Source organism: Pseudomonas bijieensis, from assembly GCF_013347965.1.
Taxonomy (GTDB): Bacteria; Pseudomonadota; Gammaproteobacteria; order Pseudomonadales; family Pseudomonadaceae; genus Aquipseudomonas; species Aquipseudomonas bijieensis.
On the sequence record NZ_CP048810.1, the window covers coordinates 6593276 to 6607145 of the forward strand.

Sequence of the window (13870 nt, forward strand, 5' to 3'; positions counted from 1 at the left end):
AGATTCATGGTTGAACGACGATCAAGTGTGGGAGCGAGCCTGCTCGCGATGGGCCTTCAGAGGCAATCAAGACCCCAGATCACTTCCCAGAACCAAGCCAAATCCCTTTCCCACTCAACCTTCCCCGATCATCGGCGACCGTAAAGTCCTGCTTCGGCCCCTTGGGCACGATCCCATTGGGGTTGATGGTCTTGTGGCTGCCGTAGTAATGGCCCTGGATGTGGGGGAAATCCACGGTCTCGGCAATGCCCGGCCACTGGTACAACTCCCGCAGCCAGTTCGACAGGTTCGGATAATCGGCGATGCGTCTCAGGTTGCACTTGAAGTGGCCGAAGTACACCGCGTCGAAGCGAATAATTGTGGTAAAGAGCCGGATATCGGCCTCGGTCAGGTATTCGCCTGCCAGGTAACGACGGGTTGCCAGCAACGCCTCCAGCCAATCCAGTTCGGCAAATAGCCGGTCGAAGGCTTCTTCATAGGCCGCTTGGGTCGTGGCGAATCCGGCGCGGTAGACACCGTTGTTCACTGCCGGGTAGATCCGCTCGTTCAAGGCGTCGATATCGCGGCGCAGGTGTTCCGGATACAAGTCCAGGTCGTTGCCGGTCAAGCCGTCGAAGGCGCTGTTGAACATGCGGATGATTTCCGCCGATTCGTTGTTGACGATGCGCTGTTGGCGTTTGTCCCACAGCACCGGCACGGTGACGCGACCGGTGTAGTCCTCGGTATCGACGGTGTAGCGCTGGTGCAGGAAGCTCAGGTTGTCGAGTTTGTCGCCCGTGGAGCCGTGGGCCTTGTCGAAGGTCCAGCCGTTTTCCAGCATCAGGTAACTGACCACCGAGACGTCGATCAGGTCTTCCAGGCCCTTGAGCTTGCGAAAGATCAGCGTGCGATGGGCCCAGGGGCAGGCCAGGGACACGTACAAATGGTAGCGCCCGGCCTCGGCGGCAAACCCGGCTTCGCCGCTGGGGCCGGCGCTGCCGTCGGTGGTCACCCAGTGACGGCGTTGCGCCTGTTCGCGCTGGAACGTGCCGTCCTTGCTTTCATACCACTGATCCTGCCAGCGGCCCTCGACTAACAAACCCATCTCGATCTCCTCGGCCAATAAACATTGGAGGGCAGTCTATGCCGATGGGTTCGAACTAAAAGCGCAAAGGTTGGGCGTTGATGATCGACTAAATCGATCGATCCCGGGCATCCCAATATTGCCGGGCCCGTTCGAAAACCTCTTCGCGCGCCAGGCCCAGGCCGCGCAAGGCCAGGGCCATGGTGGCGATCAAGGCGAGTTGCGGGTAGCTGTCTTCAACGTCGCCGCGCCAGACGGCCTTCAGGTGCTCGGGGTCGAGGCTTTCCGGCTTGACGTGGCGTTGTTCGGACAGTCGCGGCCATTCTTCATCCCAACTGGTGCCACCGGTGGTGCCGTACAAGTGACTGTCAGCGTCCGGGTTGATCTCGATCTCGCCGCCGTCGCCCTTGATCACGATGGCGGTATCACCCAGCAAACCGCTGGCATCGCGATGCACCGCCTGATAGCCCGGATGGAAGATGCTTTGCAGCCCGCAACGGGCGCCCAACGGGTTGAGAATCCGTGCCAGGGAGTGGATCGGCGAGCGCAAGCCCAAGGTGTTGCGCAGGTCGATCATCCGCTGCATTTGCGGCGCCCAGTCCACCAGTGGCATGAAGGCCAGGCCGCCGTTGTCCAGCGCGCTACCGACCTGCTGCCAATCCCGGCACAGCGGGATCTGCAGCAAGCCGAGCAATTGTTCGGTGTAGAGCCGACCTGCGGTGTGAGCACCGCCGCCGTGCATGAAAATCCGCACGCCGTTCTGCCCAAGGCACTTGGCCGCCAGCAGGTACCACGGCAAATGGCGCTTCTTGCCGGCATAGGTCGGCCAGTCGAGGTCCACCGTCAACGCCGGGACCACCAGGCGTTCGCGCAGGGCTTCGGTGAAGCCGGCCATTTCCTCGGCGCTTTCTTCCTTGTGCCGCAACAGCATCAGGAAGGCGCCAAGCTGGGTGTCCTCGACCTTTTCGTCGAGCACCATGCCCATGGCCTCGCGGGCTTCTTCGCGGGTCAGGTTGCGGGCACCGCGCTTGCCTTTGCCAAGGATGCGTACGAACTGGGCGAACGGGTGTTCGGCCGGGGTCTCAAGGGACAGCGATGGAAAGTCGGTCATAAGCAATTCGTCGGTTTGGGCAGGCCCGCCAGCTTGGCGGCGAGTTTGGCGGGAGTGCCTTTGAACAATCGGTTCAGGTGCAGGCTGTTGCCTTTGTTCGCGCCCAGTTTCAGTGCCGTGTACTTGATCAGCGGCCGGGTCGCGGGGGAAAGCTGGAATTCGTCGTAGAAACCGCGCAGCAGTTCGAGGATCTCCCAGTGTTCGGGGCCGAGCTCAATGTCTTCGGCGGTTGCCAGAGCCGTGGCCACCTCGGCCGACCAGTCATCAAGGTCGGCCAGGTAGCCGTCCTTGTCCAGCGCGATGGTGCGCTCGCCCACCTTCAGCGTCTTCATAGCCAGGTGTTGACCTTGTCGTGCTCGATCGATAGCTCGACGAAACCTGAATAGTTGATGGCTTCGGCCCAGTCTGGTGTGTCCAGGGCACGGGCCTGGAGGTCTTCGGCGAGCACGAACAGGTTCACGCCAGCGGCTTGCAGCACTTCAAACGGTGGGCTGCCCGGTTGCAACGCATACGTCGCGTCGCCACACAGCAACAGCGCATCCTGATTGCCCAGTAGCCGCAGGCAACTGGCGAGGCGGTTATCGCCGAAGGGCGAATGAGACAACACATGCAAAGTCGACATCAGAGGGTGATCACCTGGTCGTAGCGGTCGATGAGCGCGGCGATGTCCGGCGCAGTCAGTACTTTTACCTCGCCCAGTGCCAGGGCATCGGTGGCGATGCCGCGTTCGGCGGCGCTGGCGGCGCAGAGGAACAGGTCTTCGACGCCGAACATCGGCAATGCCTGCAAGTTGGCGCTCAGATCCTTTTGCTGGACCGCCTTGGCGTTTTGGCCTGACGTGAGCTGGAACACGCCGTCATCGAGAAACAGCAGGCCGATGGGCAGGTCGAACGCACCGCCGGCCAGGACGATGTCCAGCGCTTCACGGGCGCCGGGGCCGGACCATGGGGCCTGGCGGCTGATGAGCAATAACGACTTGGCCATTCACGCGCCTCCAAAGCAGATCAGACGGTCGGCGTCCTGGATCGCATCGTGCAACTGACCCAGCCCGGACAAGGCCCAGGGTGCTTCGACGCTGACCGCAGAACGCTGGTAGCGCTGGGCTTCCTCGTCGTTCAACACACCACGGCGCAACGCCGCCGCGATGCAGACCACGCCATCGAGCCGATTGTCGCTGACGAACGCGCGCCACTGCTGGGGCAGGTCCTGTTCGTCCTGGGGGGGTGACGACGCTGCTGGCGGCGTTATAAACGCCGTCCTGATAGAAAAACAACCGCACGATTTCATGCCCACTTGCCAGCGCAGCCTGGGCAAACAACAGGGCTCGGCGCGAGGAGGGCGCATGGGCGGCGGAAAACAGCGCAATGGCGAACTTCATGACAGACCCGATCAGCAAAACTGCGGCCATGATAAAGCTTTATGGGCGCAGGGGCGATTGCCAAGACGGGCGAGCGCTTTGGAGGCAAACCCTGTGGCGAGGGAGCTTGCTCCCGCTGGGCTGCGCAGCAGACCCTGGATCTGGCAACTCGGTATGTCAGGTTGATTGAGTCGCTTTTTTTGGGCCTGCTGTGCAGGCCAGCGGGAGCAAGCTCCCCTCGCCACAGGGATGTGTTCAGCCTTGGGTTTTGAGGCCATGCAGTTCGCAATACTCGGCCCACTCCATCCCCGCCATTTCCGCCACTTCCTTATGTACCTCCAGGCGCTGGGCCTGGTAGTCCTCGGGCGAGGCGGCGGTCAGTTGCAGGGTCAGTTCCCAGGCGAACAGGCCCAGGCGTTCGGCCTCGGCTTCGAAGGCTTCATGCAGCCGCTCAGCGCGGTACTGCGCAGCGGTCTCGCCCTTGGCCTGGGCCAGCAGCGGGTTGAGGTGGTCCAACTCGATGCGCAGTTCGGGACGCTCGTCGAGAAACTTTTCCAAGGCCTGTTCGTGTTGCTGTTCGGTTGCCGCCATGATCACTCCTTAGGGGATGAAGACTGCTTTTTGCTGGCCTTGGCCGCAGCCGCGAGACATTCGAGGGCGAACTGTTCGGTGTAGGTCATCTGGATCGGCGTGGTTTCGCCCTTGACGGTGCGTTCGCCGTCGAGAATGTAGCGAATCCGCTTGTCGGTGACGCCGATTCGCTTGGCGATCCAGGAAGGAGTCTGGCCGATCTGGCTGATGAGTTTGTCGGCGTATTCGGCGGTGGGTTTGTAGAACTCGGCGTTGGGGGTCATGGAGTGTTCCGCGATGGCTGGTGGCAATGGCGCGACAGGTTGCGCGAATCGCAGGCCGATGTCCCGTGTAAATTTCAGTAAAGCAGCACGAAGGCGGGGGCCGCAGTGCTACAGTCCGTTTTTTTCTTGATGAGTGAACGCAATGCGAATGTTGACGGTGGCCCTGGCCGCAACCTTGCTGGCCGGCTGCGCGGGTTCGGCGATGAACGAGGCCCGGACCCAGGCCCCATACAAGATCATGACCTCGGACAAACCCGAACAGGTCGTGGCCCAGTGCGTGCAGTTCTCCTGGCAGGACGAAGCGGTGTTCGGTGTCGATGCTGGCGCCTACCTGCAACCGGGCAAGCAGGGGGGCTCGACGGTCTACACCCGCTCCGCCGAAGCGTTTGTCGATTTGCAAACCGGTGCTGACGGTACGACGTTGAACTATTACGCCAAGCATGACGACTTCGTGGCCAAGCGCCGGTTGGCGGCGTTGGCGACTTGTCTTTAATTCTATAAGACCGAGGTGCCTGCCATCGCGAGCAGGCTCGCTCCCACAGGGCGGGGTTTCAGTCGGCGGGAGCCAGGCGCTTCTGGAGGAAGAAGTGCTGGTGGCCCGGCGGGTAGTCGTCGATCTGGCCGACTGTCGTAAAGCCGTGCCTGCGGTAGAACTCCGGCGCCTGGAAGTCGAAGGTCTCCAGCCAGATGCCCACGCAGTTTTTCTCCCGGGCCAACTCTTCGGCCATTTGCATCAGGGTCGAGCCCGTGCCCTGGCCCCGGGCCTGTTCCGGCACCACCAGCAACTCGATATACAGCCAGCGGAAAAACACTCGGCCGTAGAGCCCCCCGACAATTTCGTCGTGTTCGTCCCGCACCAGCCAAGCGACCAGCTCAGGCACCGTCCCGCCAGTCTTGGCCGTGTTATAGGCCCGTAGCGGAGCGAGAATGGCCTGACGTTCTTCGTCGGTGGGCGTGTCCGTGCGTTCGATTCGCAGCGTCATCGGTGATGTCCCTATTCAGTAAAAAATCAACGCACGAGCCTATCTCAAAGGGGATGTCGCCGTAACCCAGCCGACGGCTGACAGGCGCATTCCACAAACCGGGCCATACTGCCTAATGCTTTTGAAGCGATCCCTATCCTTAAAACAAGAAGAGACCGACTCATGAAGTTCGAATCCTTAGCCCGGACCCTCATCGCTACGTCATTGACCCTCGGTTGTTTATCGACGTTTGCTGCCTCCCAGGCGCCGGTGGCCGCCGAGAACGGCATGGTGGTCACCGCTCAGCACCTGGCGACCCATGTGGGTGTCGACGTGCTCAAGAATGGCGGCAATGCCGTGGATGCGGCGGTGGCGGTGGGATACGCCCTGGCGGTGGTGTATCCGGCAGCGGGTAACCTCGGCGGCGGTGGGTTCATGACGCTCCAATTGGCCGACGGCCGCAAGACCTTCCTGGATTTCCGCGAAAAAGCGCCCCTGGCCGCCACCGCCAACATGTACCTGGACAAGGACGGCAACGTCGTTCCTGACCTCAGCACCCGTGGGCACCTGGCCGTGGGCGTGCCCGGCACTGTCTCCGGCATGGAGCTGGCGTTGAAAAAGTATGGCAGCAAGCCTCGGGCGGAACTGATCGCCCCGGCCATCAAGTTCGCCGAGGAAGGCTTCACCCTGGAGCAGGGCGATGTCGATCTGCTGGAAACCGCCACCGATGTGTTCAAGAAGGACATGCGCGACTCCGGTGCGATTTTCCTGCATAACGGCGAACCGATGCAGGTCGGCCAGAAGCTGGTGCAGAAAGATCTCGCCAAGACCCTGCGGGAAATCTCCGCCAAGGGCGCCGATGGTTTCTATAAAGGTTGGGTGGCCGATGCCCTGGTCACGTCCAGCCAGGCCAACAAAGGCATCATCACCCAGGCCGACCTGGACAAGTACAAGACCCGCGAGCTGGCCCCGGTGGAATGCGACTATCGCGGCTACCACATCATCTCGGCGCCGCCGCCCAGTTCCGGCGGGGTGGTGCTGTGCCAGATCATGAACATCCTCGATGGTTATCCGATGAAGGACCTGGGCTTCCATTCGGCCCAGGGCATGCACTATCAGATCGAAGCCATGCGTCACGCCTACGTGGACCGCAACAGCTACCTGGGTGACCCGGACTTCGTGAAGAACCCCATCGATCATCTACTGGATAAAAACTACGCCGCCAAGCTGCGGGCGGCGATCGAGCCACAAAAGGCCGGCGACTCCCAGAAGATCAAGCCCGGCGTGGCGCCCCATGAGGGCAGCAACACCACCCATTACTCCATCGTCGACAAGTGGGGCAACGCCGTTTCGGTCACCTACACCCTTAACGATTGGTTCGGTGCCGGCGTCATGGCGAGCAAGACCGGGGTGATTCTCAATGATGAGATGGACGACTTCACCGCCAAGGTCGGCGTGCCCAATATGTATGGCCTGGTGCAGGGCGAGGCCAACGCCATCGCGCCGGGCAAGGCGCCGCTGTCATCCATGAGCCCGACCATTGTCACCAAGGACGGCAAGACGGTCATGGTGGTGGGCACCCCGGGCGGTAGCCGGATCATTACCGCGACGTTGCTGACCATCCTCAACGTGATCGACTACGGCATGAACCTCCAGGAGGCTGTCGATGCGCCGCGTTTTCACCAGCAATGGATGCCGGAGCAAACCAACCTCGAAACCTTCGCCGCCAGCCCCGATACCCAGAAACTGCTGGAAAGCTGGGGGCACAAGTTTGCCGGCCCGCAGGACCCCAACCACATTGCCGCGATTTTGGTCGGCGCGCCGTCATTGGGTGGTAAGCCAGTCGGCAAGAACCGTTTCTATGGCGCCAACGACCCCCGTCGCAACACCGGCTTATCGCTGGGCTATTGATAGCGGTTGGGATCGAGCAGCGTTTTCAAGAGGAAAGCCATGAACACCGCATTGCTGATCATCGACGTCCAGAACGCACTGTGCCGCGGCGAAGAGGAATGCTTCGACATCCAGCGCGTCATCCGGACCATCAACGACCTCGCCGCCAAGACCAGGGCCCTCGGCTTGACGGTGATCCTGGTCCAGCACGAAGAGTTGGAAGGCTCGTTGACATATGGCTCTGCCGCCTGGCAACTGGCCGACGACCTGTTGACCGCGGCCGATGACCTGCGGGTGCGCAAGACCACGCCGGACGCCTTCTACCAGACCGATCTACTGTCGCTGCTGCAAGCCCGCAGCATTGATCGCCTGGTGATCTGCGGGCTGCAAACCGACTATTGCATCAACGCCACCGTGCGCCAGGCCCATGCCTTGGGGTTCGACGTGGTCCTGGCCGCCGACGCCCACTCCACGGTGGCCAACGGCAGCATGTCCGCCGAGCAGATCATCGCCAACCACAACAACCGGCTGGGGCGGCTGAGCAGTGCGGTGTCGCGGATCGACGTGGTGCCGGCTGCTGAAGTCCGCCTCTGATCCGAAAGACAAGGTTGTCTGACCCCTGTGGCGAGGGGATTTATCCCCGTTGTGTGGGAGCAAAGCTTGCTCGCGATGCATGCGCTTCGGTTCCCAGGGAGACCGCGTTATCTTCATCGCGAGCAAGCTTTGCTCCCACAGGTGGGGATCCCCTTCGCCACAGATTCGCTGTTTGCAAGTTTGGGCGATTCTGGCTCCTCAAGGAGCGCCTAACACCATCGTCCAGTACACCCCCGCATCGCTGCGCGAGTCGCTGGCGGAAGCTGCGCCCATCTGGGTGAACATCGGGTTCATCAGGTTGGCGCAGTGCCCCGGGCTGGCGAGCCAGTCGTGCAGGGCCTGGCTCGGTGAGCGTTGGCCGGCGGCGATGTTCTCGCCCAATTTACGTCCGCGAAAGCCGGCGCTCTTGGCCCGATCGGAGGTGGAGCGACCGTCCGGATCGCGGTGGGCAAAAAAATTCTCGCGGGCCATCGACCGGCTGTGGCCTTGGGCGGCGGCTCCCAGCGCGGCGTTCCAGCTCAGCGGCCGAGCCGCCGCGAAGCGCTGGCTCCCGCACATCCGCGGCCTGGCCCTGGCGGCGTTGACTTGAGCCAGCAGTGTCTTGTCCGCCGAACCTGCATCGTCCATCCGCGTACCGCCCATGGGCTGCGCCAGCACCACGCGCCATTCATCACCGACCCGACTGACGCCGATGTCAGCGTACTGGTTGTCCAGCAGCGCTGCGCAATGTTCGTCTGCCAGCATGTCAAAGGCTTCTTCGGCGTCCCGTGCATCGGTCAGGCGGATGCTACGCACGGCCCGGGCTTGATAGCCGGCGTCTTTCAAGGTTTCCCGCAGGCCTCCACGAAAACCGATCGGCAAGCCCAGGCTCGATCGCAGCACCAGCGGCTGGGTGGCACGTACCGTGCGCCATTCACAACGGCGCGACTGGCCACGGAAGTCGTTGATGGCGTCCACCAGTTGCCTTTCGCCGCGGGCATGGGCGGGACTGGTGAGTAAAGGAAACAGGGTCAACAAGCACAGCGAAACGAAACGGCAAGAGCGAACAGGATGGCGCATGGGACGAACGGCTCAAGAGGGGGAGTTGCCATAGCGCCAGGCTTGGCGCCGATCAGCTGGAAAACGCGTCGCAGCAGGTTGGCGAGGTTTTCACGGCTGGGGTAGGACTGTGGGTTTGGGAACAAGTTTCAGGAGGCCGGAGACTCTCTGCGAGGTGGCACAACACCCTTGCGGCGAGGGGATAAATCCCTTGCCACAAAGGCATTCGGTCAGTTCAATTCGTCGCTTCAGCCACAGCCACCTTGTCCCGCTCAACCTTGCGATAGGTCAGCAACACGATGCCGGTCACCACAATCGCGCCACCCATCACCTGGCCCGGATTGAGCATCTGGTCCAGCACCAGCCAGCCGATCAGCAACGTTGCCAGCGGTTCGATGTTCATCACCGGGGCGTTGCGCGGCATGTCCAGGCGCGGCACGGATATGAACAGCACAATGAATCCGGTGCCGTAGAGCACCACCAGGGTCGCCAGGGCGAACCAGCCGGTACTGCTGGCCGGCAGGTCGAAACCGCCGGGGAGGGCGCCGGTCAGGCCGGCGAGGTTGACGCTGCTGAAGACGATGAAAATCGTCAGCAGGCTGCGTACCGAGCCACGCACCTGGGATAGCTTGTGATCGGTGATCCATAGCGCGCAGGCAAACACGCAGGCGGCGCAGAAGGCCAGGCCCACCCCAAGTAGCCATTGCGGGCCGACGTCCTGCCCGGACGATAACCGTGCCGGCACTTCCAGCACGAACACCAGGCCCACCAGGATCATGCCCATCAACGCGGCGGTGCGCGCCGTCGGGCGGGGCCCTCCCAGCGCCCAGGTCAGCAGGGCCAGCAGGATCGGAAACACGTTGCCGACCAACAATGCCAACGCCACGGGCACCCGTGCCACGGCGGAGTACAGGCACAGGCTCTGGGCGCCGATCAACAGCCCCAGGGTCAATTGCCAGCGCCACGCACCGGACGGCAGGCGCAGGCTCTGTCGCTGCCAGAGCACCAGCGCCGCCAACACCAGCAGTGTTCCGCCCGAGCGCAACAGGATTGCCAGCAGCACGCCGGCCCCGTCATCAAACGCGGCCCGCGCGGCGACATGGTTGCCGGCGAAGGCACAGCCCATGCACAGCAGGACGAGTACCGCGAGGTGGCGGGGTAATGGCGTGGGGAGGTCAGGTGCGGCGATGGGGCGATTCATGGCAGGTGTCTCGAAGGCGGCCGCCAGGGCAACAGGCCCCGGATCAGCTATTTTTGGTTATAGGTTGTCGTACAACATCAGGGTTTTTACCTCATAGGGTGGCAAGAGACAAGGTTCGTAGCCTGTTCAACGGCTACAACGGCGTGGCGACCTTGCAAGACCGCGCACATTGTCTGGCGCTTTGCTGTACAACGAACCTGGCCGCTGTGTGGTTTACAGCATTACCCTTCTTGCGGAACCACTCATGCGCCTGGCTGATTTCATTCTCGACAATATCGAGCCGATTCTTCAGGCGTGGGAAGACTTCGCCAAAACCATCACCCCCGCGTCCATTGGCATGGATTCCGTGGCCCTGCGCGACCATGCCGAGCAGATGTTGCGTACCATCGCCGCCGACTTGCGCACCTCGCAAACGCGCAAGGAACAGATTGCCAAGTCCCACGGGGAGGCGCCGGTGGCTGATGCCGAAACCGCCGCCGAAACCCATGCGGTTATCCGCCAGTCCTCGGGTTTCACCGTGGAGCAAATGGTTTCCGAATACCGGGCCCTGCGCACCAGCGTGCTCATGCTCTGGATGCCGCACACCCAGCTGGATCACAAACAGGTCATGGATGATCTGATTCGCTTCAACGAGGCCGTGGATCAGGCCTTGGCCGAGTCCGTCGTCAGTTACTCGGGGGCGGTGGATGCGTCGCGCAATATCTTTCTCGGCATTCTCGGGCATGACTTGCGCAGCCCCTTGGGCGCGATCCTGCTGAGCTCCGAAGTGCTACTGCGGGCCGGGGACCTGCCCGCCAAAGCTACCAAGATCACGTCGCGCATCTACACCAGCGTCAAGCGAGCCAACAAAATCGTCGGTGATCTGCTGGATTTCACCCGTACGCAACTGGGCTCGGGCATTCCGGTGCAACGCTTCAACGGCGATCTGGTGGCGGCCTGCGAAGGCATGGTGGAGGAGGCGCGGGCCTATCACCCGGAAAACAGAATCCTTTTTGAAACCAGCGGTCCCCTGGAAGGGCTGTTTGACCAGGCACGCATGGAACAGGTGTTCTCCAACCTGATCGGCAATGCCGTCCAGCATGGCGCCGAGGGCACGCCGATTACCGTTTCGTTGAGCGCTGAAGAGGATATGGCAGTGATTGCGATCAACAACCAGGGCAAGCCTATCGAGAAAGGTGCCATTGCGAGTATTTTCAACCCGATGATCCGGCATCTGCGCAGCGGTGAGATGCAGTACGGTTCCACGGCCGGGCTCGGACTGGGCCTGCACATCGCCTCGGCGATCGTATCGGCCCATAAGGGCACCATTGAGGTCCATTCGAAGGCGCGAGTCGGCACGACCTTTACCGTTCGCATACCGCTGCACCCGGACTGATCGATTGTTCGGACGAACGGGTGCGCATACTTGTACGATGTCTTATCACGTAGTAAAACTGTCGTCCCGTCCAATAATAATTAACGGAGACGCACGATGGATGCTTCGCAATCTGCAATTGCAACCGATCAGGGCCGCCGGGTATTCCTGAAAAGATCCCTGGTGGTCTCGGCGGCCGCCGCGACCCTCGGTAACTTGCCGGGGCTGGCTCAGGCCGAGCCTCTGAGCCAGCGTTACCCGGACCCGCTGATCAATATCCTTGACCCCAGCTTCATGGACTTGCGCATTTTCAACGCCAGTGTGGAAAAACTCGCCACCGGCCTGCGTTGGGCGGAAGGGCCGGTGTGGGTGGGCGATGGTCGTTACCTGCTGGTCAGCGACATTCCCAACAACCGCATCGTGCGCTGGGACGAAGTCACCGGTGGCCTGTCGGTGTACCGCGAGAACTCCAATTTCTCCAACGGCATGTGCCGCGATCGCCAGGGACGTTTGTTGGTGTGCGAGGGCTCCACCACCTCTAGCGAAGGTCGGCGCATCACCCGTACCGAGCACAACGGCACCATTACCGTGTTGGCAGACAGTTTCGAGGGCAAGCCGCTCAATTCGCCCAATGACATCGTGTGCAAGCGCGATGGCTCGGTCTGGTTCACCGACCCACCGTTCCAGACCGGCAACAATTACGAAGGACACAAAGTCACGCCTGCCCAGCCCCACGCGGTGTACCGCATCGACGGTGAAACCGGCAAGGTCAGCCGGGTGATCGACGACTTGGCGGGGCCGAACGGATTGTGTTTCTCCCCGGACGAGAAAATCCTCTATGTGGTCGAAGGCCGGGCCAAACCCAATCGCTTGATCTGGACGATCACTGTCAAGGACGACGGCACGCTGGGGGAGCGGCGCAAGCACATCGAAGGCCTGGATTACGCGGCTATCGATGGCATCAAATGCGATGAGAGCGGCAATCTCTGGTGTGGCTGGGGTGGCAACGGCGATCCCAAGGCCGACCTGGAAAAAACTCGATGGCGTGCGGGTATTCAACCCCGAGGGCAAAGCCATCGGGCACATTTCCCTGCCGGAGCGCTGCCCCAATGTCTGCTTTGGCGGGCGGGAAGGCAATCGGCTGTTCATGGCCGGCAGCCACTCGCTGTATTCGCTGTTCGTGAATACCCGGGGGGCGACGTTTGCCTGATGTAGCAACGGATCTTCAGGTTGTCGACCATTGTGGCGAGGGGATTTATCCCCGTTGGGCTGCGAAGCAGCCCTAAGCTCAGTCAACCTTATGAGCCTGACACACCAAGATGTCAGGTTTTAGGGCCGCTTCGCGGCCCAACGGGGATAAATCCCCCCTCGCCACAGGTTCCTTGTTAGGCCAGGGATGCCGTACTGCCACGCACCGTCAACTCAAACGGCAACACCACATGCCGTTCGGCAAGCGGCTTCTTCTCGATCAGCGCGATCAGCATCTCTACCGCTTTTTGGCCAAAGATTTCGGCAGGTTGCGAAATGGTGGTCAGTGGCGGGTCGCAATAGGCGGCGAACGGGATGTCGTCAAAACCCACCAGTGAAATATCTTCGGGCACCCGCAGGCCCATTTGCTTGATGCGCCTGAGCGCGCCGATGGCCATCTCGTCGTTCTCACAAAACAGCGCACTGGGGCGGTCGGCCAGTTCCAGCATCGCGCCGGCGCCATCGTCACCGGCCTTCAAGGTGAAGTCGCCATGGCAGATCAGGTTGGGGTCGATGGCAATACCGGCCTGGCGCAGGGCGTCCTGATAGCCGGATACGCGGTCCAGGGTCAGGGGACTGCTGCGTGGCCCCTTGATGATGCCGATGCGCCGATGGCCGAGGCCGATCAGATGCTCGGTCATGGCCTGGGCGGCGGCCCGGTTGTCGAGGCTGATGGTGGGGTAGGGGGCGCCTTTGACTACTTCGCAGGCGTTGACCAGCGGCAGGGATTCAGCGCCAGGGGGCAGCGATTCAAAAGGGTTGCTGGCGCGCAACTGAATCACGCCGTCGGCCTGGTGGGCGTAGACCAGCGCAGCGAACTCCCGTTCGATGGCTTCCCGGCCCTGGGTGTCGCACAGCAGCAACCGATAGCCCGCCGCCTGCGCGGCCTGCTGTGCGCCGCTGATGACCCGGGCGAAAAACGTGTTGGCGATGGTCGGCACCAGGATCACCAGGTTGCCGGTGCGGCGGGAACGGAACTGCACCGCCATCAGGTTCGGCCGATAGCCGGCCTGTTCCACCGCGGCGTTGACCTTGTCCCGCGTTTCGGGGAGCACCCGCTCGGGTGATTTCAGCGTTCTGGACACCGTGGCCACCGACACACCGGCCAGCCGGGCCACTTCACGAATGTTGGACAAAATCACCTCAAGGGGCAGGGGCTACGGTTGGGGAGCTTACCGCAGGTTGAGCGCCTCACAAA

General features: G+C 62.0%; 15 protein-coding genes and 2 pseudogenes. 5 read left to right on the forward strand and 12 right to left on the reverse strand.

Annotated features, from left to right (window positions below; genetic code table 11):
• Positions 1–79 precede the first annotated feature (79 nt).
• The 8 genes and pseudogenes from GN234_RS29285 to GN234_RS29320 all read right to left on the reverse strand — a co-directional run bounded on the left by GN234_RS29285 (position 80) and on the right by GN234_RS29320 (position 4385).
• On the reverse strand, positions 80–1084 hold the full coding sequence (locus tag GN234_RS29285) for a glutathione S-transferase family protein (RefSeq protein WP_176689474.1): 1005 nt from the start codon (positions 1082–1084) through the stop codon (positions 80–82).
• An 88-nt stretch (positions 1085–1172) separates the two neighbouring features.
• Positions 1173–2174, reverse strand: coding sequence for a glycosyl transferase family protein (locus GN234_RS29290; RefSeq protein WP_176689475.1), 1002 nt, complete (start codon positions 2172–2174; stop codon positions 1173–1175).
• Positions 2171–2506 carry a TusE/DsrC/DsvC family sulfur relay protein gene (locus tag GN234_RS29295; protein ID WP_116832841.1) on the reverse strand — a complete coding sequence of 112 codons (336 nt, stop codon included), beginning with the start codon at positions 2504–2506 and terminating at the stop codon, positions 2171–2173. The genes GN234_RS29290 and GN234_RS29295 overlap by 4 nt, the downstream gene beginning before the upstream one ends.
• On the reverse strand, positions 2503–2796 hold the full coding sequence (gene tusB, locus GN234_RS29300; RefSeq protein WP_109755536.1) for a sulfurtransferase complex subunit TusB: 294 nt from the start codon (positions 2794–2796) through the stop codon (positions 2503–2505). Before tusB ends, GN234_RS29295 begins: the two co-directional genes overlap by 4 nt.
• Positions 2796–3158 carry a sulfurtransferase complex subunit TusC gene (gene tusC / locus GN234_RS29305; protein WP_109755535.1) on the reverse strand — a complete coding sequence of 121 codons (363 nt, stop codon included), beginning with the start codon at positions 3156–3158 and terminating at the stop codon, positions 2796–2798. Before tusC ends, tusB begins: the two co-directional genes overlap by 1 nt.
• Positions 3159–3552: pseudogene (gene tusD / locus GN234_RS29310) on the reverse strand (sulfurtransferase complex subunit TusD).
• Between the two features lie 234 nt (positions 3553–3786).
• Positions 3787–4122, reverse strand: a complete 336-nt coding sequence (locus tag GN234_RS29315) for a DUF6388 family protein (protein ID WP_109755534.1) — start codon at positions 4120–4122, stop codon at positions 3787–3789.
• A gap of 2 nt (positions 4123–4124) precedes the next feature.
• Positions 4125–4385 (reverse strand): hypothetical protein, encoded by a 261-nt coding sequence (locus GN234_RS29320; protein ID WP_109755533.1) that lies wholly within the window; start codon positions 4383–4385, stop codon positions 4125–4127.
• Between the two features lie 142 nt (positions 4386–4527).
• Between GN234_RS29320 and GN234_RS29325 the strand changes: the two genes are divergently transcribed.
• Positions 4528–4878: a hypothetical protein gene (locus GN234_RS29325; RefSeq protein WP_163857952.1), complete on the forward strand. Its 351-nt coding sequence runs from the start codon at positions 4528–4530 to the stop codon at positions 4876–4878.
• Positions 4879–4936: 58 nt separating this feature from the next.
• On the opposite strand, the gene GN234_RS29330 is transcribed toward GN234_RS29325, so the two are convergent.
• Positions 4937–5368 (reverse strand): GNAT family N-acetyltransferase, encoded by a 432-nt coding sequence (locus GN234_RS29330; RefSeq protein WP_176689476.1) that lies wholly within the window; start codon positions 5366–5368, stop codon positions 4937–4939.
• Positions 5369–5530: 162 nt separating this feature from the next.
• Between GN234_RS29330 and ggt the strand changes: the two genes are divergently transcribed.
• Together ggt and GN234_RS29340 are read left to right on the forward strand one after the other, a co-directional pair.
• Positions 5531–7258 carry a gamma-glutamyltransferase gene (gene ggt / locus GN234_RS29335; protein ID WP_116832839.1) on the forward strand — a complete coding sequence of 576 codons (1728 nt, stop codon included), beginning with the start codon at positions 5531–5533 and terminating at the stop codon, positions 7256–7258.
• A 39-nt stretch (positions 7259–7297) separates the two neighbouring features.
• On the forward strand, positions 7298–7831 hold the full coding sequence (locus tag GN234_RS29340) for a cysteine hydrolase family protein (protein ID WP_109755529.1): 534 nt from the start codon (positions 7298–7300) through the stop codon (positions 7829–7831).
• A gap of 198 nt (positions 7832–8029) precedes the next feature.
• Here the strand turns inward: GN234_RS29340 and GN234_RS29345 are convergent, their stop codons facing one another.
• Together GN234_RS29345 and GN234_RS29350 are read right to left on the reverse strand one after the other, a co-directional pair.
• Entirely contained in the window at positions 8030–8890 is an 861-nt protein-coding gene (locus tag GN234_RS29345; RefSeq protein WP_163857956.1) for a CAP domain-containing protein, read from the reverse strand.
• A gap of 214 nt (positions 8891–9104) precedes the next feature.
• On the reverse strand, positions 9105–10070 hold the full coding sequence (locus GN234_RS29350; RefSeq protein ID WP_109755527.1) for an EamA family transporter: 966 nt from the start codon (positions 10068–10070) through the stop codon (positions 9105–9107).
• A gap of 244 nt (positions 10071–10314) precedes the next feature.
• Here GN234_RS29350 and GN234_RS29355 point away from each other — a divergent pair, with 244 nt between their 5' ends.
• Both GN234_RS29355 and GN234_RS29360 read left to right on the forward strand, forming a co-directional pair.
• On the forward strand, positions 10315–11445 hold the full coding sequence (locus tag GN234_RS29355; RefSeq protein ID WP_109755526.1) for a sensor histidine kinase: 1131 nt from the start codon (positions 10315–10317) through the stop codon (positions 11443–11445).
• Positions 11446–11541: 96 nt separating this feature from the next.
• Positions 11542–12634, forward strand: a pseudogene (locus GN234_RS29360) (SMP-30/gluconolactonase/LRE family protein).
• Positions 12635–12809: 175 nt separating this feature from the next.
• On the opposite strand, the gene GN234_RS29365 reads toward GN234_RS29360, so the two are convergent.
• Positions 12810–13808: a LacI family DNA-binding transcriptional regulator gene (locus GN234_RS29365; RefSeq protein WP_163857958.1), complete on the reverse strand. Its 999-nt coding sequence runs from the start codon at positions 13806–13808 to the stop codon at positions 12810–12812.
• Between the last annotated feature and the right edge of the window lie 62 nt (positions 13809–13870).